Source organism: Natronorubrum bangense (assembly GCF_004799645.1).
Taxonomy (GTDB): Archaea; Halobacteriota; Halobacteria; order Halobacteriales; family Natrialbaceae; genus Natronorubrum; species Natronorubrum bangense.
Genome location: NZ_CP031305.1, coordinates 854,257 through 877,077, shown reverse-complemented (window position 1 = coordinate 877,077; position 22,821 = coordinate 854,257). Strand labels below are relative to the sequence as shown.

Annotated in this window: 17 protein-coding genes; 13 read left to right on the top strand and 4 right to left on the bottom strand. The window is 62.4% G+C overall.

Annotated features, from left to right (window positions below):
- Positions 1 to 13 precede the first annotated feature (13 nt).
- The 3 genes from DV706_RS04410 to DV706_RS04400 all read left to right on the top strand — a co-directional run bounded on the left by DV706_RS04410 (position 14) and on the right by DV706_RS04400 (position 2,861).
- Positions 14 to 913, top strand: coding sequence for an ArsR/SmtB family transcription factor (locus DV706_RS04410; RefSeq protein ID WP_006066341.1), 900 nt, complete (start codon positions 14 to 16; stop codon positions 911 to 913).
- A 167-nt stretch (positions 914 to 1,080) separates the two neighbouring features.
- On the top strand, positions 1,081 to 1,998 hold the full coding sequence (locus DV706_RS04405) for an ABC transporter ATP-binding protein (RefSeq protein WP_006066342.1): 918 nt from the start codon (positions 1,081 to 1,083) through the stop codon (positions 1,996 to 1,998).
- Positions 1,995 to 2,861, top strand: a complete 867-nt coding sequence (locus tag DV706_RS04400) for an ABC transporter permease subunit (RefSeq protein WP_006066343.1) — start codon at positions 1,995 to 1,997, stop codon at positions 2,859 to 2,861. Before DV706_RS04405 ends, DV706_RS04400 begins: the two co-directional genes overlap by 4 nt.
- 29 nt (positions 2,862 to 2,890) lie before the next feature.
- Here the strand turns inward: DV706_RS04400 and DV706_RS04395 are convergent, their stop codons facing one another.
- On the bottom strand, positions 2,891 to 3,721 hold the full coding sequence (locus tag DV706_RS04395; RefSeq protein WP_006066344.1) for a TrmB family transcriptional regulator: 831 nt from the start codon (positions 3,719 to 3,721) through the stop codon (positions 2,891 to 2,893).
- A gap of 230 nt (positions 3,722 to 3,951) precedes the next feature.
- On the opposite strand from DV706_RS04395, the gene DV706_RS04390 reads away from it, so the two are divergent.
- Together DV706_RS04390 and DV706_RS04385 are read left to right on the top strand one after the other, a co-directional pair.
- Positions 3,952 to 5,898 carry a primary-amine oxidase gene (locus tag DV706_RS04390; protein ID WP_006066345.1) on the top strand — a complete coding sequence of 649 codons (1,947 nt, stop codon included), beginning with the start codon at positions 3,952 to 3,954 and terminating at the stop codon, positions 5,896 to 5,898.
- 245 nt (positions 5,899 to 6,143) lie between these two features.
- Positions 6,144 to 6,680: a DUF5815 family protein gene (locus DV706_RS04385; protein ID WP_006066346.1), complete on the top strand. Its 537-nt coding sequence runs from the start codon at positions 6,144 to 6,146 to the stop codon at positions 6,678 to 6,680.
- Between the two features lie 8 nt (positions 6,681 to 6,688).
- On the opposite strand, the gene DV706_RS04380 is transcribed toward DV706_RS04385, so the two are convergent.
- On the bottom strand, positions 6,689 to 8,611 hold the full coding sequence (locus DV706_RS04380; protein ID WP_193787989.1) for a hybrid sensor histidine kinase/response regulator: 1,923 nt from the start codon (positions 8,609 to 8,611) through the stop codon (positions 6,689 to 6,691).
- 245 nt (positions 8,612 to 8,856) lie between these two features.
- Here DV706_RS04380 and carB point away from each other — a divergent pair, with 245 nt between their 5' ends.
- Positions 8,857 to 12,033: a carbamoyl-phosphate synthase large subunit gene (gene carB, locus DV706_RS04375; RefSeq protein WP_006066348.1), complete on the top strand. Its 3,177-nt coding sequence runs from the start codon at positions 8,857 to 8,859 to the stop codon at positions 12,031 to 12,033.
- An 82-nt stretch (positions 12,034 to 12,115) separates the two neighbouring features.
- On the opposite strand, the gene DV706_RS04370 is transcribed toward carB, so the two are convergent.
- Positions 12,116 to 13,777: a hypothetical protein gene (locus tag DV706_RS04370; RefSeq protein WP_006066349.1), complete on the bottom strand. Its 1,662-nt coding sequence runs from the start codon at positions 13,775 to 13,777 to the stop codon at positions 12,116 to 12,118.
- A gap of 246 nt (positions 13,778 to 14,023) precedes the next feature.
- On the opposite strand from DV706_RS04370, the gene DV706_RS04365 reads away from it, so the two are divergent.
- The 7 genes from DV706_RS04365 (at position 14,024) to DV706_RS04335 (ending at position 21,280) form a co-directional block, all read left to right on the top strand.
- Positions 14,024 to 14,812 (top strand): ABC transporter ATP-binding protein, encoded by a 789-nt coding sequence (locus tag DV706_RS04365; RefSeq protein ID WP_006066350.1) that lies wholly within the window; start codon positions 14,024 to 14,026, stop codon positions 14,810 to 14,812.
- 31 nt (positions 14,813 to 14,843) lie between these two features.
- A complete protein-coding gene (locus DV706_RS04360) occupies positions 14,844 to 15,680 on the top strand; it encodes a DUF5518 domain-containing protein (protein ID WP_240756815.1) in 837 nt (278 codons plus the stop codon).
- Positions 15,681 to 15,792: 112 nt separating this feature from the next.
- Positions 15,793 to 18,285: a dihydropteroate synthase gene (folP, locus tag DV706_RS04355; RefSeq protein ID WP_006066352.1), complete on the top strand. Its 2,493-nt coding sequence runs from the start codon at positions 15,793 to 15,795 to the stop codon at positions 18,283 to 18,285.
- A gap of 173 nt (positions 18,286 to 18,458) precedes the next feature.
- Complete coding sequence (locus DV706_RS04350; RefSeq protein ID WP_006066353.1) at positions 18,459 to 19,259, top strand: hypothetical protein; 801 nt, start codon at positions 18,459 to 18,461, stop codon at positions 19,257 to 19,259.
- 177 nt (positions 19,260 to 19,436) lie between these two features.
- The gene (locus DV706_RS22550; protein ID WP_006066354.1) at positions 19,437 to 19,586 is read left to right on the top strand and encodes a DUF7560 family zinc ribbon protein; all 150 of its coding nucleotides are present in this window, start codon (positions 19,437 to 19,439) and stop codon (positions 19,584 to 19,586) included.
- Positions 19,587 to 19,723: 137 nt separating this feature from the next.
- Positions 19,724 to 20,713: a bile acid:sodium symporter family protein gene (locus DV706_RS04340; RefSeq protein WP_006066355.1), complete on the top strand. Its 990-nt coding sequence runs from the start codon at positions 19,724 to 19,726 to the stop codon at positions 20,711 to 20,713.
- 108 nt (positions 20,714 to 20,821) lie between these two features.
- Positions 20,822 to 21,280, top strand: a complete 459-nt coding sequence (locus DV706_RS04335) for an NUDIX hydrolase (protein WP_006066356.1) — start codon at positions 20,822 to 20,824, stop codon at positions 21,278 to 21,280.
- 10 nt (positions 21,281 to 21,290) lie between these two features.
- Here the strand turns inward: DV706_RS04335 and DV706_RS04330 are convergent, their stop codons facing one another.
- Entirely contained in the window at positions 21,291 to 22,721 is a 1,431-nt protein-coding gene (locus DV706_RS04330) for a DUF402 domain-containing protein (RefSeq protein ID WP_006066357.1), read from the bottom strand.
- Positions 22,722 to 22,821 lie beyond the last annotated feature (100 nt).

The following is a 22,821-nucleotide window of genomic DNA, read 5'->3' as shown; positions in this document are numbered from 1 at the left end:
ACACCGCCCGACAATGAGCTCACCAACCGACCTGCCGATCGACGATGGTGTCGTCGATGCGATCAGCGCACTCAGCAACCGCACGCGACTCGAAATCCTGCTCGCGCTCGTTGAGGCGGAACGAGAACAGCAACAGCAGTGGCTGACGATGTCGTTTACGGAGCTGTACGACGCCGTCGACATCGAGAGTACGTCACAGTTTTCCTACCATCTTGAGCAACTGTGTGGCTGGTTCATCGCCGAAACACCGGAAGGGTATCGGTTGACCTACGGTGGCGACAAAATCGTGCGGACGATCCGTTCCGGACTTTACGAAAGCACCCACGTGTTCGACGATGTCGCCGTCGGCGGATGCTGCGTGTTTTGCGGTGGCAACTCGCTCGTTGCAACGGTCGACGGAGAGCGGTTCGTCGTTCGGTGTCGCGACTGCGAGACGCCGCTGCTGGTTGATCTCTTACCCCGAAGTCAGACACGCAACCGGTCTCCAGCGGCCGTCGTCGACAGCGTCGGGTACCGCATCTGGAGTACGCACACGCTGGTTCACGGGGGCGTCTGTCCCGAGTGTTATGGGGCGGTCGACACCGCCGTCGACGAACATGACCACGACGATTTCACGGCGTATACGCTCGCACATACGTGTCGCGAGTGTCAGTTTCTGATCCACATGCCCCTCGAGGTAACGGCAGCGTTTCACCCTGCGGCGGTAGGATTTTTCTGGGACCATGGAATCTCGGTACTCGATACCCCGCTCTGGGAGTTTTTCGAGTTCATCGTTACGGAGACGATGACGACCGACGTTGCGAGCACCGATCCGCTCGAGGCGACGGTCGAAATTACGTTCGACGACGAAACGCTTCGGCTCGCGATCGACGACTCGTTTCAGGTTACCCCCATTCCGACTGACGGTCGCTGACCGCCGAGACGCCGCCGAGTCGTGTCTTTGTCCCGGCTCAAATAACTTTGAGTAGTCTCGCTGCCAATATGTAAAATAAACGATAATATTTATCATATCCCCCGCTTATGTGTTCTTCATGCACTCCATCTTCTCGTCAACTGTGACTGCATCTCGGAGGGTCGAGCATGCCCGCGATTGAACTCGAGGGGCTGACGAAGCGCTTCGGCGACGTCGTCGCCGTCAACGATCTCGATCTGACTGTCAAAGAGGGCGAAATCTTCGGCTTTCTGGGCCCGAATGGGGCTGGGAAGTCGACGACGATCGACATGCTCCTCGATTTCATCCGCCCGACCGAGGGCACTGTGACCGTCCTCGGCCACGATGCCCAGACCGAGGGCGAAACGGTCCGGAGCCGAACCGGCGTGCTCCCCGACGCCTACCACGTCTATGACCGTCTGACCGGTCGCCAGCACGTCGAGTTCGCTATCGAAATGAAAGGCGTCGACGACGATCCCGACGCGTTGCTCGAGCGGGTCCGGATCGCCGACGCCGCCGACCGGAAGGCGGGCGGCTACTCGAAGGGGATGCGCCAGCGACTGGTGCTCGCCATGGCGCTGGTCGGCGACCCCGATCTGCTCGTCTTGGACGAACCCTCGACTGGACTCGATCCGAACGGTGCTCGCGAGATGCGCGAGATCATCCGCCAGGAGAACGAGCGCGGAACGACCGTCTTCTTCTCGAGTCACATCATGGAGCAGGTCGAAGCGGTCTGTGACCGCGTCGCGATCATCGATGGCGGCCATCTCGTCGCCGTCGATACGATCGACGGCCTTCGGGACGCGACGGAGATCGGCGAAACGCTGTACGTCTACGTTTCGACGCTCGACGAGGGGGTCCTCGAGGACGTGCGTGGTCTTGAGGGCGTGGGGAGCGCGGCGATCGACGACGGTCGCCTGCGGGTGACTGTCGATGGCGTCTCGAAGTTCGCCGTCTTACACGCCATCGACGAGGTGGCTGGGGTGCAGGACTTCTCGGTCGTCGAATCGTCGCTCGAGGACCTGTTCGTCCGTTACACGAACGAGGGTCGGGGGGTCGAAGCATGACCTGGCTCGTCGTCGCCAAGAAGGACTTCCGGGATGCCGTCCAGTCGCGGGCGCTGTGGGCGCTTGTCGCCGTCTTCGTCGTCGTCTCGATCGTGTCGACGTACGCCTACGTCGAGGTCCCTGAGCTGTTCGGCTCGCCTGGTGGGGCGACCTTCGGCGGGTTGATTTTCTTCACGATCGGGCTCGTCGGACTGTTCGTCCCGTTGGCGGCGATCGTCGTCTGTTATAAGTCGCTTGCAGGCGAGCGCGAGCTGGGGAGCATCAAACTGCTGCTCTCTTTGCCGACGACGCGTGGACAGGTCTTCGCTGGAAAAGTCGTCGGCCGGGCAGCAGTCCTCGCGTTCGGGCTCGGTGTCGGGCTCCTCGTTGGCCTCGGGTTCGGTGCCGCGTTACTTGGCGAGGTCGACATCGCCGCAATGGGAGTGTTCGTGCTCGCGACGGTTGGGTTCACGACTGTCTACGCGTCGATCGTCGTCGGCATCTCGGCGACGACCGGGTCGACGTCGCGCGCGACGACGCTGGCGCTTGGCTTCTTCGTCGTCTTCGAACTGCTGTGGGACGTAATCCCGATGGGACTTCTCTACGTCGTTGAGGGGTTCTCGCTTCCGGCAGCGATTCCAGACTGGGTATACCCCGTAATGCAGGTCTCGCCCTCGTCGGCGTACTTCTCGACCATCGTCGCACTGTTGCCCGACGTCGCACAGCGTGTCAATGCGGAGCCGGCACAGGCTGGCGTCGACGTGACGGCCACCGAGGCCGAGCCGTTCTATACGTCACCCGAGATCGGGATCGTCGTTCTCGCGGGCTGGTTGGTCGTCTCGATCGTCGTCGGCTACGTCCTGTTCGATAAGTCGGACTTCTAACGGACGGCGCCAGATCGCTCGGTGAGCCACTAAACCACGTCATCTCCTGTGCGAACGGTACCAGCATCGGTTCCGGCAGCTTGCTGACTCAGTTCTCGTCCGTTTGCCCAGAGCAGATCGAACAGTTGGGACTGCGTTCTATACAGCGTCTCGCTCGTAACGGAGATGCCAACGTAGCCATCGGCGTTGCTGGCAGCGAACGCGACGAGGACGTGTGCAGTATCGTAGAGATAGATCCGGCCTTCGATATTCTCGACCCATCGAACGTCCATAATCTCGGTTGCTCGATCGTAAACCGCGGGTGAGACGGTTCCGTCGTCGGCAACGATTGCCTGAATGGGTATCCCCTCGTCTGCCTTGCTGGCCAGTCGCTCGGCGTGATGATTGAGAATCCGCTCGAAACTGACTGGCGTCGTGATCATCCGAATCTCCGACGTGGTCGCAGCCGTGAGTTCGGACAGCTTCTCGAGGATCCGATGACGATCGGAGTACGTCCAGCAGATTTCAGACCGTTCCTCGGGTGTGGTCTGGTCTTCGATCGCGTCTATGAGGTGGTCACCGAGCCGTTGCATTCGAGCGATTTCCTGGTTGTACTGGCGCTCTTTGAACTCACAGAACCGGTTGATGGCGATTTCAGGCTTGATCGGGCCGTACTTCTTGGGGCGGCCGGGCTGGACATCGACGAATCCTTTCTCCTCGAGACTGTCGAGTGTATCGTACGCTCGCGGCTGTGGCACGCCGGCACCGTCGGCGACTTCCTGTGCAGTCGACGTCCCTCGTTGGAGGAGACAGACGTAGGCGTTTGCTTCGTACTGACAGAGTCCGAGTTCCTTCAGATACATCGACGTCTGGTGCTCCATATTGGTGCTAGATAACACACTTCATGAAGGAGTTTTTCGATTATTCCACATACGTAACTGTTGTATAATCCGTGGATACCGCCTGGGTCCCGAGACCGCAGCGTGGGTCGCTTAAATGCTACCGACTACCACACTCGAGTTGTAAATAATCTCCATTACGAAATCCGTGGACACATCGACATATCTGCTCGGACAGACAACAAACGTCCACTGTCTGAGCATGTGACACCATGAGCAAATATCAAGAATCAACAACCGCCGACCATCCGCTCGACCCACTCACTGCGTCGGAGATCGAAACCGCCGCTGAAATCGTCGCGGTCGAAACCGATCTCGACAGTGTACAGTACCATAACATCACGCTCGACGAACCGCCGAAAGCGGCCGTCAAGTCGTTCGAACCCGGCGACTCGTTCGACCGAGCGGCGACAGTCGTCGCCAGAGCAGACGGCGAGACGTACGAAGGGACCGTTTCGATCACCGATGGGACACTTCTCGAGTGGGAACACTTGCCGGACGCCCAGCCTGCGGTGATGCCGGAGGAGATCGAGGAGGCTCGAGAAGTCGTCAAAAACGATCCGGAATGGCGTGAGGCCGCAGCTAAACGCGGTGTTGAGAACTTCGATCTCGTTATGATCGACCCCTGGTCGGCAAGCGGGTTCGAACCCGAAGCTCACGAGGGGAAACGACTCTGCCGAGCGATCTCGTGGATTCGAACGAGCGAGAACGACAACGGTCGTGCACGGCCGATCGAAGGGCTGTTTGCGTTCGTCGATCTCGACGAAATGACAGTCGTCGAGATCGAGGACAACGGGGTTCCCGATCCGGACAGCCCACTCCCCCCTGAAGACGCAGACTACCGCGCCGACAGAGTCGAAACGAGAGACGACTTCGAACATCTCGATGTCGTTCAGCCGGATGGCCCCAGCTGGGACGTCGACGGAAACACCGTCGAATGGCTCGACTGGGAGCTACAGGTCGGCTGGACCGCCCGTGAGGGACTCGTCTTTCACGACGTGAAATTCGACGACGGTGATGAGTCTCGTCGGGTCCTCCACCGTGCATCCGCCTGTGAAATGGCCGTCCCGTACGGCGATCCGGATCCGAACCACTCCTGGAAGAACGCGTTCGACATCGGTGAGTATCACGTCGGCCGCATGGCCAACGAACTCACCGAAGGCTGTGACTGTCTCGGCGTGATGAAGTACTTCGATGTCGAGATGAACACCATCGACGGCGAGGCAGAAACCTTAGAGAGTGCGATCTGTATGCACGAGGAGGACGACGGTGTCCTCTGGAAACACACCGAAGAGCGCAAACCTCACACCGAGGTTCGACGCCGCCGCCGACTCGTGATCTCCTTTATTGCGACGGTGTACAACTACGACTACGGCTTCTACTGGTATTTCTACCCGGACGGCAGCATCGAGGCCGAGGTTCGCCTGACCGGCGTCGACTCGAACGGGGTCGTGCCCGCCGACGAGACTGCCGAAGATACCTACGGCCAGTACGCGATCGTCGCACCACAGGTCAAAGCCCCGATTCATCAGCACTTCTTCAACTTCCGGCTCGATTTCGACATCGACGACAGCCCAATGCGGGCGTACGAGGTCCACAACGAGCCGACAGGCAGCGAACGGAACCGAAAGAACGGGTTCCGGGCCAAAGAGACGTTACTGGAGCGAGAGAACGAGGCCAGACAGGATATTGATCCGCTTCGCGGTCGGTACTGGCGGATCGCCAGCAGCGAGACTGAAAACGCCTACGGACGCAGCTGTGGCTACAAGCTCGAGCCCCACACCAACGTCTCGGCGCCGATGAAGCCGACCTCGAGCTACATGGAACGGTCTGGATTCATCCAGAACCACTTCTGGGTAACTCCACACGACGACGACGAACTGTTCGCTGCAGGCGATTATCCGAATCTGAACGATGACACGACCGGCCTGCCCGAGTGGACGGAACAAGACCGGTCGCTCGTCGACGAGGACCTCGTCGTCTGGTACACACAGGGGGTCAATCACGTACCTCGAGCGGAGGACTGGCCCGTCCTGCCGGTCGAAATCGCGAGCTTCCATCTCAAACCCGAGGGCTTTCTCGACAGCAACCCCTCGATTTCCTTGCCCCCCGAGCCGTGTCACACTGAGTACGACCTCACCAGTCCCGGCGACGACTGACGACGACACGGGCTGGCGGCCGCTGGTTTCGGCCGGCTGATACGTTTCGCTATGCTGCCTTTTTCGCCGGAAAACGCCCTAACGGACCCCGTCTCAACGGATCAGTTCGACAGGGCAATGAAGCCCGTCTCGAGTCCCGCCGGGCCGAAATGGTTGGGCAGTCACGCGACCGTTGATGGAAATCCTGCATGCAGTGGCCACACCGAGTCGTCGCCCTTATGCCCGGTCCAGCCTAACGGTAGCCAATGGCAGAGCCCCGCGTCCCGGGTTCCGGCGGTGATCGGACACTCGAACTTCCCTGTGGGACGACGATCGACCCACACGAGATCGACCTCGGAATGCGCGAGTATACATGCGGCTGTGGCGACTCCCATGCCGTCGTCACCGACGTTCATCCGCCGTCCCGATTTTTCCCTGAATCGCTCGTGACGATTCTTCAGGAAACGATCGAAACCGATGACGACTTCGGCGAGTTCGGCACGCCCCATCTGATGGGCGTCGTCTTAGAGGAGTTCCCCGAAAAAGTAGTGACCTATGACGGCAGCAACGACGGTGGTGTTGGGTACGCAATGGTGTGGGTGACCGACTTTGACAGTCGGCGACTTCATCAAATCATTGTCGAACTCGTCGTCGAACTCATGGACCACGCGATCAGCCACGCCGAGGACGACGACGCCGTCACCGACTTCGAATCACAGATGCTCGAGTTCGATGTCAGTGAGTTCGTCGACCAGTACCGCCGTCAGCGTAATTTCGAAAGCGAACACGACCGCGCGCTGTAGGCTCTCGTTCACTGCTCGAGTTCGACATCGCGAAACTCAAATCGTGCACCACCGGTGTCGCTCTCGGTAACCGTCACTGTCCAGCCGTGATTCTCGGCGATTCGCTCGACGATCGCGAGTCCAAGACCCGTGCCGCCAGCCGCCATCGAGTATCCAGTCTCGAACACCGCATCGCGTTGCTCGGCCGGGATTCCCCTCCCATCGTCTTCAACGTAAAATCCAGTCTCTCCCGAGAGATCGCCGACAGTGAGTGTCACACTCGCGGCAGCAGGCCGTCCATCGCGGGGCGTCGACTCGCGTTCGACGTTGTCCTGACGAGTGTGCGAGCCGGGGGTTGGCGAGCCTTGTCCGACGCTGTCGTCGGCTGTAGGCCGGCTGCCCGTTGAGCTGTGCTCGACAGTATTTCGTATCAGATTCTCCAGTAAGCGTCTGAGTCTGGCTCTGTCGCCATGAACGACGGCATCAGTCGTCGTGGTCAGTGTCACCTCAGCGGTTTCGACGTGTTGCCAGCACGTTCGAGTGACTGTCTCGAGGTCGATCGGCTCGGTCTCGACCACCGGTCTTTCTTCACGGGCAACCGTCAGGAGATTCTCGATCAGGGTCTGCATCCGTTCGTGAGCGGTGGCCACCGCCTCGAGGTGGTCGTTGTCGGCCTGTTCTCGAGCCAACTCGAGGTTTCCGTGTGCCACGTTCAACGGATTCCGGAGGTCGTGAGAGACGATACTGGCGAACGACTCGAGGCGTTCGTTCTGTCGTTTCAGTTTCCGTTCGCGTTTCTTCCGGTCGGAGATGTCTCGGAGGACGCCGACGGTCCCCTGAAACTGCCCATCCTCGGTCATCGGCAGTAAGGAAATGTGGTTTTCGTTCGAAATTCGCTCACCGTCTTTCGTGTGGACATCCAGTTCGAACGACGCCTTCTCACGGTCATCGCCGGCTAACAGTCGTTGAATCGCCGCCTCTCCCTTCGCGATGTCCGTATCGTCGAGGACGAGCGAGACATGTTCGCCGATCAGTTCCGCAGGCCGATATTTCGACGTGGTCAGGGCCGAATCGGTTGGCGGGATGATGTTCGTAAACATGCCGTCGGCGTCTAGTACGTACACCTCGTCGGGGATCGCCTTGAGAATCGTCTCGTAGCGCTCGAGTTCGCGCTCGCGCGCTTTTCGGTCGGTGATGTCGCGGACAGTACAGATGAGTTCGTCGTGTTCGGTTCGCGAGAGCGTGTGATCGACGACGATTCGGCTTCCGTCCGCCCGGACGCAGGCGGATTCGCCGCGCCAGCCCCCCGTTTCCATCACCGTCGGGAGCAGTTCCTCGGTAGCGTACACGGCCTCCTCGTCTTCATAGAGGATCTCCCAGTGCTCCCCGATCATCTCTGTGGAGTCGTACCCAAAACAGTCGGCGTACGACTGATTGACATAGCTGAACCGCCCCGCCGAGTCGAGGAGACTGATTCCTTCCTGGGCAGTCTCAATCGCCTGCAGCTGGCGTTTTCGCTGTCGACGAGTGCGCGTGGTCTCGACGGCGTTGATGATCCGGGTTGCCAGACTCGGGTCCTGGCTGGCGTCCTCGACTGTCCGTACGTAATCCGTGACCCCTGCAGAAATGGCGTCGCTGGCCAGTGCTTCGGACCCATCGGTGGGACACAGAATAAACGGCAGTGTCGGATCTCGCTCGCGGACTCGTTTGAGAAACGCCAGTCCGTCGACGCCCGACAGCTCGTCTCTCGAGACGATACAGTCGATCGAGTCCTCCTCGAGACACTCGAGGCCCGCAGCCGCACTCGTGGCCGTGCTCGTCTCGAACCGGTCGTGTTCGCACTCGAGGCGCTCGGCAGTCCGGGCTGCGACCTCCGGCTTCGCATCCACATATAAAATCCGGATGCAGTTCGACTGGGCGTTCTCGCAGGATGGGGTGCCCGATACTGTCATGCACATGTCTCTCGCCAGTATAGGGATATAAATTGGGTCGGGTGTCACCCACGACGGCGGTCGTTCGTCCCACGCTGTGTCGGTTCACTAGCAATGGAATCATCGCGTGCACGCCGCGTGAGGGCGACAGCAAGCTACGTTGGTGGGGTGATAGATACCGCAGTTCGAATTTCGAAAAGCCATTTCGAGATTCGTACTGTATCGTGGGGCTTATTACGATGTGCGAACTTCGGACGAACAAGCAAATGAGCACGGACCAGCAGAGCGAGGGCGAGGCAGGGGACGGACGCACGATCCTGTTGATCGGCAGTGGACCGATCCAGATCGGGCAGGCAGCCGAGTTCGACTACTCCGGTGCGCAGGCCTGTCGGGCGCTTCAGGAGGAGGGCGCTCGCGTCGTCCTCGTCAACTCGAACCCCGCGACGATCATGACCGATCCGGAGATGGCCGACGAGGTCTACATCGAGCCGATCACGACCGATGCCATCGCCGAGATTATTCGCAAAGAGCAGCCAGACGGCGTCATCGCCGGCCTCGGTGGCCAGACCGGACTGAACGTCACCGCCGAACTCGCTGAGGAGGGCGTCTTGGAGGAGTACGACGTCGATATCATGGGCACGCCGCTGGACACGATCTACGCGACCGAAGACCGCGATCTGTTCCGCCAGCGCATGGAGAAGATCGGCCAGCCAGTGCCCCGGTCGACGACCATCTCGCTCGACGAGGGCGAATCGGTGTCGGAACTGACCGAGGACGACCTCACCGAACGCGTCGAGGACGCTGTCGACGAAGTCGGCGGCCTCCCAGTCATCGCTCGCACGACCTACACGCTCGGCGGGTCGGGATCGGGCGTCGTCCACGAGATGGACGAACTCCTCCGCCGCGTCCGCAAGGGACTGCGCCTCTCGCGTAACAGCGAAGTGCTCATCACCGAGTCGATCGCCGGCTGGGTCGAGTACGAGTACGAGGTCATGCGCGACGCCGACGACTCCTGTATCATCATCTGTAACATGGAGAACATCGACCCGATGGGGATCCACACCGGGGAGTCGACGGTCGTCACCCCTTCCCAGCTCGTCCCCGACGAGGGCCACCAGGAGATGCGTACGGCGGCGCTCGACGTTATTCGCGAACTCGGTATTCAGGGCGGCTGTAACATTCAGTTCGCCTGGCGCGACGACGGCACTCCTGGAGGAGAGTACAGGGTCGTCGAGGTCAACCCCCGCGTCTCTCGTTCCTCGGCACTCGCTTCGAAGGCGACCGGATACCCGATCGCCCGTGTGACCGCAAAGGTCGCTCTCGGCAAGCGCCTTCACGAGATCGAAAACGAGATCACCGGCGAGACGACCGCTGCGTTCGAGCCAGCGATCGACTATGTGGTTACCAAGGTCCCACGATGGCCCAAAGACAAGTTCGACGACGTCGACTTCGAGTTGACCACGGCCATGAAGTCGACCGGCGAGGCGATGGCAATCGGCCGCACCTTCGAGGAATCCCTGCTCAAAGCCCTTCGCTCCTCGGAGTACGAACCCGACGTCGACTGGGATGAGGTCAGCGACGACGAACTCGAGGAGCACTATCTCGAGCGTCCCTCGCCCGACCGTCCCTATGCCATGTTCGAGGCCTTCGAACGCGGCTACACGGCCGATGAGGTCGTCGACCTGACGGGTATCTTCGAGTGGTACACCGAACGCTACAAGAACATCGCCGACTCGACGCGTGCCGCCCAGGAGGGTGACTTCACCGAAGCCGCGATCGCCGGCCACACCAACGCCACCATCGCTGCCGCTGCGGGCACCGACGTCGACACCGTCGAGCAGGACGTCCCCGGCCGCACCTACAAACAGGTCGACACCTGCGCGGGTGAGTTCGAGGCCGAGACGCCGTACTACTACTCCGCACGCAAAAACGAGTTCGAGGCTGGCCCACTCGTCGGCGACGCCGCCTCGGGCGAACTCGAGGTCGACCGCGATATCGAGAGCGTGATCGTCGTCGGCGGCGGCCCGATCCGTATCGGACAGGGTGTCGAGTTCGACTACTGTTCGGTTCATGCAGTCCGTGCCCTGCGCGAACTCGGCGTCGACGCCCACGTCGTCAACAACAACCCCGAAACCGTCTCGACGGACTACGACACCTCCGACGGGCTGTTCTTCGAGCCGATTACGGCCGAAGAGGTCGCCGACGTCGCCGAAGCCATCGACGCCGACGGCGTGATGGTCCAGTTTGGCGGCCAGACCTCCGTCAACATCGGCGAACCGCTCCAGGATGAGATCAAACGCCGTGGCCTCAACTGTGAGGTCATGGGTACGAGCGTCGAAGCGATGGACCTCGCAGAGGACCGCGACCGCTTCAACGCACTGATGGACGAACTGGGCATCGCCCAGCCCAAAGGCGGGACGGCAGTCTCGAAGGAGGAAGCACTCGAGCTCGCCCACGACATCGGCTACCCCGTCCTCGTTCGCCCGTCCTACGTGCTCGGTGGCCGTGCGATGGACGTCGTCTACAGCGACGACGAACTCGAGACCTACATCGAGGAAGCCGTCCGCGTCAGCCCGGACAAGCCGATCCTCGTCGACGACTTCCTCGAGGACGCGATCGAACTCGACGTCGACGCCGTCTCCGACGGCCGCACGATCCTCATCGGCGGCATCATGGAACACATCGAGACCGCCGGCGTCCACTCCGGCGACTCGGCGTGTATGATCCCGCCGCGCTCGCTCGACGAAGAGACCTTAGATCGCGTTCGCGAGGTAACCGAAGACATCGCCGAAGCGCTGAAGACGAAAGGACTGATGAACGTCCAGCTGGCCGTCAAAGACGGCGAGGTGTACGTCCTCGAGGCCAACCCACGCTCCTCGCGTACCGTCCCGTTCGTCTCCAAGGCAACTGGCGTCCCGATCGCCAAACTCGCCGCCCAGGTGATGGCTGGCGAGACCCTCTCGAGTCTCGAGATCGACGAGCAGATTCCCGACCACACCTCGATCAAAGAGGTCGTCCTGCCCTTTGACCGTCTGCCAGGATCGGACCCACGTCTCGGCCCAGAGATGAAATCGACGGGCGAAGTGATGGGGACCGCAAGCGAGTTCGGCACGGCCTACTGGAAGTCCCAGCAGGCGGCCGGAAACGCCATCAGCGAGGGTACCGCCGTGGTCGATCTGGACGTCGACGGCTTCGAGAACCACTTCGACGTCGCGGAGTTCGACGACGTGCCACAGGCGATCCGCGAGAGCAAGGTCGACTTCGTCGTCAGCCGCGACCGCGATTCGCTCGAGATGGCCGTCGAGGAAGAGATTCCGTATCTGTCGACGGTGGCGAGCGCCGAGGCCTACGTCGAAGCACTCGACGAGTTCGACGGCGACCTCGAGGTCGCCTCCGTGACGGATCGTCCGAAGCAGACCGCAAAGTGGGGCAAGTCAGAGTAACGACGCGGCTCCCGAAGCGCTGAATCGCCGCTTTTTCGAACGCTGATTCGAGAGCGCTCCGTCGCGGTCGAAGCACTTTTTCTCACTCGAGTGTGTACCAGTCGAATCGCTCAATGGCGTAGAAATACGACACCAGTGGCGCGAGCACGCCGATTCCCAAGACGGTCCAAGCGGTGAGCGTGAGCCCGCGGGCCGAAACCGAGACGTCGGGGATAGGTGCCATCGCGGAGACCGCCCCGATCAACTCGGCGAGCAGCGTGGCGGAGTCGGTGTAAAGGACGACCGCGGCGACTGTCGGGAGGATAATCGCGACCGAGTAGATGATGAATGCGGTCTTGCTCGGCATCACCGCCTCGCGGTTGTTCGTGACGTTGACGCTGCCAAAGCGGGGTGCTGCCGTGCCGATCCCGGTCGCCAGCGCCGGCGTGACGGCACTGGCGACGACCGTGCCAGCGATCAGGACGGCGGTCTGCTCGAGCGAGAGCGGACTGACGACACCCAACACGAGCGAGACGACCAGTGCGATGGGGGCGGCAACGACCATTCCAGCGACCACCAGCCCGGTGATGGCTTGGCGGCCGGTGAGCGTCGAGGTGACGACGGCGGGCAGCGCCCGCCCGAGGTCGCCAAGGGGGTTCAGCGTGAACAGCGCGCCGGCGGCCCAGACGACGTACAGCGAAAGGATGACGGCGGCGTGTTCGGGAACCGTGCCGCTCTGGATGATGCTCTGGACGAACCCGATCGCGCCGAACAGCGGATAGCCGACGTACGCCAGTCGGATCGGGGCGCGTCTGGTTCGGCGGATCGCCGTGACGGTTACCGTCTGGACCGGACGTGACAGACCGCGAGAGAGGACGCCGCTGAGCCGGCTCGAGGATTCGGTTGCCGTCGATTCCGTGGATGCCTCGAACCGCGCCGGATCGGCGAACCAGTGGATCCGCGCGACGGCGATGCCGACGGCGACGGCGGCCGTACTGACGACGACTGTGCCGACGACTGCACCAAGGACGAGCGGACTCGAGGCGGAGACGTTCGGAATCCCAGCCAAGAGGAGGTGGCCGGGCCAGCCGAGCGGGCTGTCCTGCAGGAGGGTAAACAGCCGACTCATCACCAGATCGAACCGGCCGGTCGCGAGCGCACCGAAGTACAGCACCCAGAAGCCGATGAATAGGATCGTTCGGTAGCGAGCGATCGGCTCGTAGACGGTGACCAGATGCTTGGCACAGATCCCGACGACGAACCCGACTGGGACTGCACTCCCCAGCACAACCGTGGCGACGAGCAGCGCGAACGGTACGGGGAACACCGTTCCCGCGCCGTAAGCGAACGCAGTTGAGAGCGCCAGTGTCGGCGGGACGACCCACAGCGCGAACAGGAAGAACTCGGCGATTATGACGCCGATGACGGTGTTTTTGAGTGGCGTCGAGACGAGCAGAAACGCTGGTTCGTCGACGGACGCGGTGGCGGTAAACGACCGAATACTGGCCATAAAAACCAGAAACAGCCAGCCGACGGCGACGCCACCGGTGACGACCGCTGTTATCGTCGCGGCGTCGACGGGGAGGGATTCCCCAGCGAACTCCGCGCCCAGACTCGGGAGGAGGTAGCTGCCGGCGACCGTAACCGGACCGAGCATCACCACCGCGAGCACGCCCATCAACAGCAGTTTCGTTCGTTCGGTCGACACCGCACGAACCGTTCGTCGCACCTCCGTTTTGGCGACGGTGAGAGAGAGCCGCGACATTACCGATCACCGATATCGACCGCGTGAGGGGTGTATGTACCGTGGAGGACCATACCCGAGAGCGCGTTCCGAATCCAGTAAATAGTTCGGTTTCTGTCATTCGTTCGCTGCGAACAGTCACAACCCTCACCAGTCACCACCCGTGCGTTCGTTTCGGCGCAGGAGGCATCGACTCGAGTCCAGATAACATGCCACGCTGGCGAAACATGTGTGCTTTTATACAGGTCGCGGCGAAACAAAACGGGTATGAGCCCTGCTGATGCCCCTGCCATCGAAACCGATGCCCTCACGAAACGCTACGGGGAGACGACAGCCGTCACCGGGCTGACGATGACCGTCGAACGCGGCGCAGTCTACGGCTTTCTCGGCCCGAACGGTGCGGGCAAGACGACGACGATGCGAATGCTGACGACGCTCACCAGACCCACATCGGGGACGGCCCACGTCGCCGGTCACTCGATCACCGATCGTGAGTCCGTCACCCCCCACATCGGCTATCTGCCCGAGGAGCCGCCGATCTACGACGAACTCACCGGCCGCGAACAACTCGAGTACGCTGCCGGCCTGCGGGACCTCCCCGAAGCCGAGGCGAGCGAGCGCATCGACTCACTGCTTGAGCGCTTCGATCTGGTCGACGACGCTCATCGACGGATCGAGGGCTACTCGAAGGGGATGCGCCAGAAAGTCGGCGTTATCCAGGCGGTCCTCCACGAACCCGCCGTCGCCTTCCTCGACGAGCCGACGAGCGGGCTGGACCCGCGTGCGGCTCGGACGATGCGGGAGACGATCGCCGATCTCGCGGACCGGGAGATGACGATCTTCCTCTCGACGCACATCCTCCCCGTCGTCGACGAACTGGCCGACGAGATTGGCGTCCTCCGGGAGGGCGAACTGGTCGCACAAGGCGACCCTGAGACGCTGAAATCCCGCGCCGAAACCGGCGAGGCACGGAGCCTCGAGGACGCGTTCCTCGAGGTCACACAGGAGACGCCCGGCGGCGAGTCGGGCCGTTCGGCGGAGCCATCGATAGACTAAGATGTCGTGGCTGCGCTCTCTTCGCGAGGGTGTGACCGACGACGCGCTTCGGGTTGCGATTCTCGTCGGTCTCGTCTCGATTCCGTTTACGCTCGCACTCTCGTGGGGACAGGTGTCGAGTGGCAACGGTGTCGTCATCGGTGGCTCCATCGCCGGGACACCATTGCTTTTGGCTGGGTTGCTCGTCGGCTACCACTATTACGATCGCCCGACAGCGAGTCGCCGTGCCGGGTTCTGGACCGGTCTCGTCGGCTCGAGTGCGACGGCTTTCATCTTCACCGCCAACACGCTCGCGTCGATCGGAACGCTGTCCTTGTGGCTGAGCATCGTTGCGGTCGCCGTCATGCCGGTTGCCCTTGTGCTCGGCGTTGGATTCACCGTGCTGGTCTCGATGGCCAGTGCGGTGTTCGCTGGCTGGGTGCGGACGCGCGTCGACAGCGAACACCGGGTGCCCGAGACCGCGGATGCCGTCGAACGCCGTGGCCACTCGAGGTGGTGGCTGGTCATCGCCCTCTACGCACTTGCCACCCCGCTCGTGTTGTACTATGCGCTCGGGGTGCGCCCCGACAGCGGTCTCGAAGTCGGTCTCATGGTCGCGGGCCTGTTCGTTCTGGTCCCGCTTTCAGTCGTGAGCCTTGTGGGGCTGTTCATCGACGCAACTGCACCCCGGAAACATGCGACTGACTGGTTCCCGAGCGTGTGGCTGTACGTTGGCGGCCCGATCGGCATCGCTGTGGTCGTCTATTTGCTGGGAATCGTTCGCGGGGTTTCGTACCCGCCCGAATACGCCAGCTACAGCTTCTTCGGTGCGCTCTGGCTCCTGTCGGTCGTCTACCTCGTCAACAGAACCCGCCATCTCGGCGGCTGACATTCGGTCTCCACGCTCCGTCGTAATCGCTGTGTGTTGCCCACACCGCCGTCGAGACGCCGACCAGCGGCGAGTCCGACACCCCTAAGCGCGCGGACTTTCTGGGTCAGATATGGAGTATCACGAGGCCGCGGACTTTTTATTCGATCTGCGGCGGTTCCGCCCGAAACCGGGGACGGAGTCGACAGCGCGGCTGCTCGCCCATCTCGAGAACCCCCACGAAGACGTCACCTTCGTCCAGGTTGCGGGGTCGAACGGCAAGGGGAGCACGGCACGGATGCTCGAGCAGAGCCTCCGCGAGACTGGGCTCTCCGTCGGACTTTACACCTCGCCACATCTCGAGGATCTGCGCGAACGGGTCCGTGTTGACGGACGGAAGATCCCACGGTCAGCGGTCTGTGAGTACGTCGAGGCCGCCCGAAAGTACATTATGGGTCGCGGTGCCGACGGCGACTCACCCACGTTCTTCGAGACGATGACGGCGATGGCGATCTGGCACTTCGGCCGCGAGGACGTCGATATCGCTATCCTCGAGGTCGGAATCGGCGGCCGGTACGACGCGACGAGCGTTGTCGACCCCGTTGGGAGTGCCGTGACGAGCGTCACGTTAGAGCATACGGGAATCCTCGGCGACACGGAAGCCGAAATCGCCCGCGACAAAGCCCACGTCGCTCCACAGGAGAACGCCCTCGTTACCGGCGTCTCCGGCGACGCGCTCGAGGCGATCCGATCGGTTGCCGGGGATGTCGTCACCGTCGGCTCGTCGACGAACGCCTCGGACACATCGCCCACAGACGTTCGAGTCGCCTACGACGGCCGGGCCAACCACACCGAGGCGGCCGTCACGGTCGAGACCGACGACTGGCATCTCGAGACGCGGATTCCCCTCCTGGGGGCCCATCAGGCCGAGAACGCGGGTATCGCGGCCACGCTCGCACGCCAGCTCACCGACATTTCGGATGCGGAGCTGGCCCGCGGGCTGCGAAACGCCCACTGGCCGGGCCGCTTCGAGGTGATGGACACGGACCCACTCGTCGTTCTCGACGGCGCACACAACCCCGGTGCATGCGCGGGGCTCGCGAAGACGCTCGGGACCTACGAGTACGACGACCTCCATCTCGTCTTTGGGGCGATGCATGAGAAAGACCACCGCGAGATCGCTGCCACGCTGCCGACGCCCGATTCAGTGATCACCACGGAGCCACCACTCCAGCGTGCCGAAGATCGCGACGTGCTCGCGACGGTGTTCACCGAGGCTGGCGTCGACGACGTTCGAACGGATACAACCGTCCAGGACGCCCTCGAGACCGCCCTCGAGGACGCTGGAAGCGACGACTGTGTGCTCGTCACGGGCTCGCTGTTTGCCGTCGCCGAAGCTCGCTCGCGCTGGACGGACGCTGGCGTGCCAAAGCGAATCCGAAACAGTGCAGACGCGCGTGATGCGCTTGCCACGGCGAACGTCCCCGAGGCCGGCAGCCGTCATCTCAGCGGTGATGCCGTCCATCGCGTGGTCAAGATGACCCTCGGCCACCGACAGGCGACGACAGTCAAACAGGAGCTGTTGCGTCTCGGCGGCGAATGCGCACTCTCGGGGCTCGAACACGAGGATGAAGCCGTCGACGCCGTGTTGATGGGAACGCTTTCACAGTTCGAACGCCTCCTCGAGCGTCTCGAGTCGGCGTCGCTGGCCGACCACGGCGTCGCAGATGCCACTCGAACACTTCGCGAGACGCTCGATTTCGACGCGAGCGAATCCGACGCTGCGGCAGGGGCCGACACTGATGGGCCGCAGTATCCGTGGGACGACCGCACTGCTGTCATGGGCATTCTCAACGTCACACCCGACAGCTTCCACGACGGCGGCGAGTACGATGCACTCGAGGACGCCGTCGCCCGCGCCGAGGCGATGGTCGAGGCCGGTGTCGACGTGGTCGACGTCGGCGGTGAGTCGACTCGCCCCGGCGCCGACCCCGTTCCGATCGAAGACGAAATCGACCGCGTCACGCCTGTTATCGAGCGGATCGCGGATCTCGATGTCCACATCTCGATCGACACCCGCAAAGCCGCCGTCGCTGACGCCGCCCTCGAAGCCGGGGCCGACATAATCAACGACGTCTCGGGGCTCGAGGATCCCGAGATGCGCTTCGTCGCGGCCGAGTACGACGCGGGACTGGTCGTGATGCACAGCATCGATTCCATCGTCGTCCCGGACCGCGAGGTCGCATACGACGACGTCGTCGAGGACGTGATCGATCAGCTCTCCGAGCGGATCTTGCTCGCTGAAAAGGCCGGCGTCGACCGCGAGCAGATCGTCGTCGATCCCGGAATCGGGTTCGGCAAGGCCGCCCGGGAGAGTTTCGAAATGATCGGTCGCATCGACGAGTTCCACGCCTTAGGCTGTCCGATCCTGGTGGGTCACTCCCACAAATCGATGTTCGAGCACGTCGGCTGTGCGCCCGGCGAGCGACTCGAGGCAACCGTCGCGGCGAGTGCGATCGCAGCCGATCGCGGGGCCGACATTATCCGAGTGCACGACGTGCCCGAGAACGTTGCCGCAGTTCGAACGGCACTGGCGGCCCGTGATCCCGACCGCTTCGAGTGGTAGTCGTGGCCGATATCACTCGATAGGGAGCCACACTGCCAGCAGTCGTTTTCCCACACCCACACGGGCTGTCGGTACCGCGATACGATGACAGCCGACAGTACTGTGCCGGTCCAAGCTTCAACCGTGTGGGACTGATACCTGTTGTGAGCGCAGCGTGCGCGGAGGCACATTCAATGGCTGACGAACACGACTACGACCTGACGGCAGACGTTCCGATGGAGGACCGTGTCGACAACCTCGAGACACCGGACCCGGTGGAGACGGCACTCTCGGTCACCACCGCCGATATCAGACGCGAGCTGGTGCCGTTGCTAGGCGGTGGCGCATTGCTCCTCTCGGCCCTTCGCTCGCTCGGGCGGGGTCAGCTCCGGGCGCTTCCGAAAGGGGCTGCTGGCGTCGGCCTGATTAGCTACGGGCTTCGGAATCGACGCTCGAGCGATGACTCGACGCTCGAGCCACGGGCGGCCGAGATCGACAGCGGAACCGAAGGGAAAGAGCTGTCCGACGAAGCGCGTGCCGCTGCCGAACGTCTCGACTCTGGTCGGGAATCCCAGATCGACGCTGACGGCGAGATTGACGACACAGCACAGCTGGGCGACGAGCGAGACAGCGGCGAGAGCTCGCGGATCGAGTTTACCGACAACGCGGCGGATGCGGAGCCGCGATCGAAGCCGGACGAGGACGACGGATCGGACGATCCCCGGCGCAACGCCGACGACGATACGACCGAGATCGATATCTCCGACTCGGCGATGGCCGAGGAGGTCAGCGAGGCGACTGGCCCAGATCCCGAACAGGCCCAGCCGACCCAGACCGACGCGACCGAGCCAGAATCGACGCCCGACGACGACGCTGCACCGACAAACAGCGAGCCGGACGAAGAGAGTGAGACAGCATCAGACACTCGAGACGACGACACTGGCGCTGATGCGGCCGACAGGATGGACGAGACGGAAGACGATGAGAATCAGTAAGTGAACGGTCATGACCCGTTCGGATGCATTGACTGGTGTTGAGGATGGCTCGATGGCTGTCCACTCACAACCTGCCATCGTCGAGAGCAGTTCCGCATCCGTCGGCCAGTCTGCATGGGACTCCCTCCATATCGGGGTTGTGCCACTATGCGCTCCAGTCGCGTTGTATGATAGACGATGGAACGTTACGAGTTCACCTGCCCGGACTGCCGTCGGTCGTTCACTGTTACCCCATCCATGCGCGAGGCAGCGCTGACAAGCGGCTGTCCCGTCTGTGCTCGCTCGGTCACTGGATCCCATTTCGTTCCGCCGGCACCGAGTGCGTAAGCGAACCGAATCGCTCGAGTGACACAGTCTCGTTGAGCCAGTTTGAGCGCAGCGTCCCTCCGGAGCCGAAACACGAGTGTTCTTACTTGACTGTCGCTGATTGCTGACTGTGTTCATCGCATGATGGTGTCTCCCAAATGAATACACAGTCGCTGTTGGAACGAATCGGACAGGTTACGAGCAAATACTTCGTCGTCTGGGTGGTGGCGGTCTCCGCCATCGCGCTGTACACACCCGAGACGTTCACGCCGATCGGCGCATACATTACGCCGCTGCTGGGCATTATCATGCTCGGCATGGGGCTGACACTGACGCCTGCGGATTTCCGGCGGATTCTCGAGCGGCCTCGAGACGTCTTCATCGGCGCGACAGCCCAGTGGCTCCTGATGCCGACGTTTGCGTACGTTCTCGTCGTCGCCCTCGGACTACCCTGGGAGATCGGTGTCGGCCTGATCCTCGTCGGTGCAGCACCCGGTGGCACTGCGTCGAACGTGATGACCTATCTCGGTCGTGGCGACGTCGCACTGTCGGTCACGATCACCTCACTGACGACGATCGCCGCACCGCTCGTGATGCCGGCCTGGGTGGTCTTGCTTGCGGGTGAGTCGATCACGGTCACGTTCGGCGAGATGGCGCAGTCGATCGTGCTGATCGTCTTGCTGCCTGTCGTGGCGGGACTGGTGCTCCGGTACGTCCTCGATGCGTACGCCCCATCCGTGGCGAAGGCTGGCCTGTCGATTTTCCCGGCGATCAGTGTGATCGCAATCGTCGCCATCGTCGCAGCCGTCGTGGGACTCAACGTCGAGGAGATCATGACGGCGAGCGCGCTCGTCTTCCTCGCCGTCGTCTTGCACAACGGCCTGGGATTGGGTGCTGGCTACAGCGTTGGACACCTCACGGGGATGCGCGAGGATCGCGCCCGCGCCTGTGCGTTCGAAGTCGGCCTTCAGAACAGCGGGCTTGCAGTGGCGCTTGCGGTCGCCTTTTTCGACCCGATCGCGGCGCTGATTCCGGCGCTGTTCAGCGTCTGGCACAACGTCTCCGGCCCGGCGCTCGCGACGCTGTTTACCCATCTTGACGGGGATGCACCTGTTGGAGACGACGACTCTACTGTCGCCGCCGACTAAGCGGCTCTGCTGTCAGTGTGTCATGTTAGCACCCCTCAAATACCCTTAATCAGTTTTAATCATTCGGGTGGTACGTTTTTATGTGTCGACAGAGTGTGTAGTTATATCATGGATACCGTAACACACGTCCAGAAGGCATGTGCATACATCACACGCCAGACGGGCGAACTACTGGTCTTCGATGGGCCAGGACACGACGGGTTACAGATCCCAAAAGGAACGCTCGAGGCCCAAGAATCACCGCGCGAAGCGCTGTTCAGGGAGGTCATCGAGGAGACTGGTCTCGGAACGCTGAACTCGGTCACACACCTCACGACAGACGTCTGGACGCGCCGAGAGTCGCCGCCGAAACGATACGTTCGCCACTTCTTTCATGCGACGGTCCACGAGCCTCGGGATCAGTGGATTCACACTGTAATGGATGGCGGCGACGAACACGGCTCTGAGTTCAATCTCCACTGGGTGCAGCCAACGACGGCACAGGAGTTCGCACTCGATCTCAACGACTACGTCCACCTGCTCCCGAACGTCTCCCTGGCCGAAGACGCCGCGACGGTCTCTGACTGAACGGTCCCGATCAGTTCGAAAGCGCCCGCTCGACGGCTTCGGCGACGGTCATTGCTTTCTCCGCTACCGGCTCCGAAATATGGCCCGCATCGACTGCGGCCTCGAGTTCGTCCGCGTCGACGATTTCGACTGTGCCGTCTGTCTGCTTGATCACGTCAACGTGGAGGTCGACGTAGCGTGCGGCGTTCGGGAACAGTTCGACTGGGGTACAGATGTTGACGTAGGTTCCTTTGGCGGTTCCCTGTGTGTCTTTGTACGTCGTCGGATACCACCACCGACCCTCACGGAACTTCGTGACGGCAACGTCGCCGTCTTCTTTCGGCACGCCGAGGGCATCGTAGCTGCCCCCGCCGGACAGCCGGCGCTCGAGGGTGAGCGAGCCGTCGCTGTCCCAGTCGGTCACGTCGCCACGGCCCAGCGTGAACAGTCGTCCATCGGGTTTGCCGTGATCGATCGCGAGACGATCGCCCACTGTCGGACCGAACTGTCGACTGACGGCGGCGAAGGGAAACTCGTCGTCCCCGTCGGTACCGGTCGAACCGCAGACGGCCTCTGCGAAGTCAACCGCGGCGCTTGCGGCCCTGTCGGCGGCTTTGGTTCGGTGGTGGCCCGGCATCGTCGTCTCGACCTCGCGACGACAGTCGTCCAACGCGAACCGGGACTCGCGGCCGAACCAACACCACGTCGTCGCCTGTGGGGTCACGAGTTGGGCTGGCTCACCGACCTCGTCGGGTGCGTCTGCAAGTGCGTCCTCGAGCGTCTGTGCTCGACTCGTCACCTGTTCTACTGCCGTCGTCATCGCCTCGAGGTCGGCGTCTACGGCTGCGTGTTGCCAGCGCAGCCCCCACCCCTCCGGGATGTCGACCGAGAGGAGATCGGTCATGCCGACGAGTTCGTCGGCTCGGTCACCGCGGAGTGCCGCCGAGACGCCGATTCGGTCCTGCGAGAGCGTACAGAGCCCGCCCTGTACTGTCAGTGTCGGCACGACCCGCGGGTCGTCGTCCGTCCACGGCGGTGTCGGCTCGACAACCTGCACTCGATACCGGTTCCCCTCGCCGACGTAGCCGTCGACATCATCGTAGTTGAGATAGCCACGCCGACCGTCTCCAAGGTCAACGACCGCTCCACTCCCGCCACCGGCTTCGATCACTTCGGCATCGAAGACCGACCCACGGGCGACCGTGTCGTCCCAGCGGAACGTATCGATCGCGAGCGCCGCGAGTTCGCTGGTGATCGTTTCGACCGTCTCGGGCTCGCCTGAAACCTCGACGCCCTGCCTGTCTCGCGTTGTTTCGATCGCCACGTCCGCCGGGGCCGTGTCGAACGACTCGTCGAACCGTTCTCGAATCGGCTCAGATGCCTGGACGATCTCGAGGCCGTTTTCCCCGAGCAGATGCGTGATCGCCGTCGTGTAGATCCCGCGCACTCGAGCCGTCGTCATCGCTTCTCCTCCGTCACGGTGGTGTGTACACGTGCGTCCACGAGAATCACCGCAGACGCTCGTGGCTGGGTGCGAACCGAACGCGGTCGGTGATTGTCGG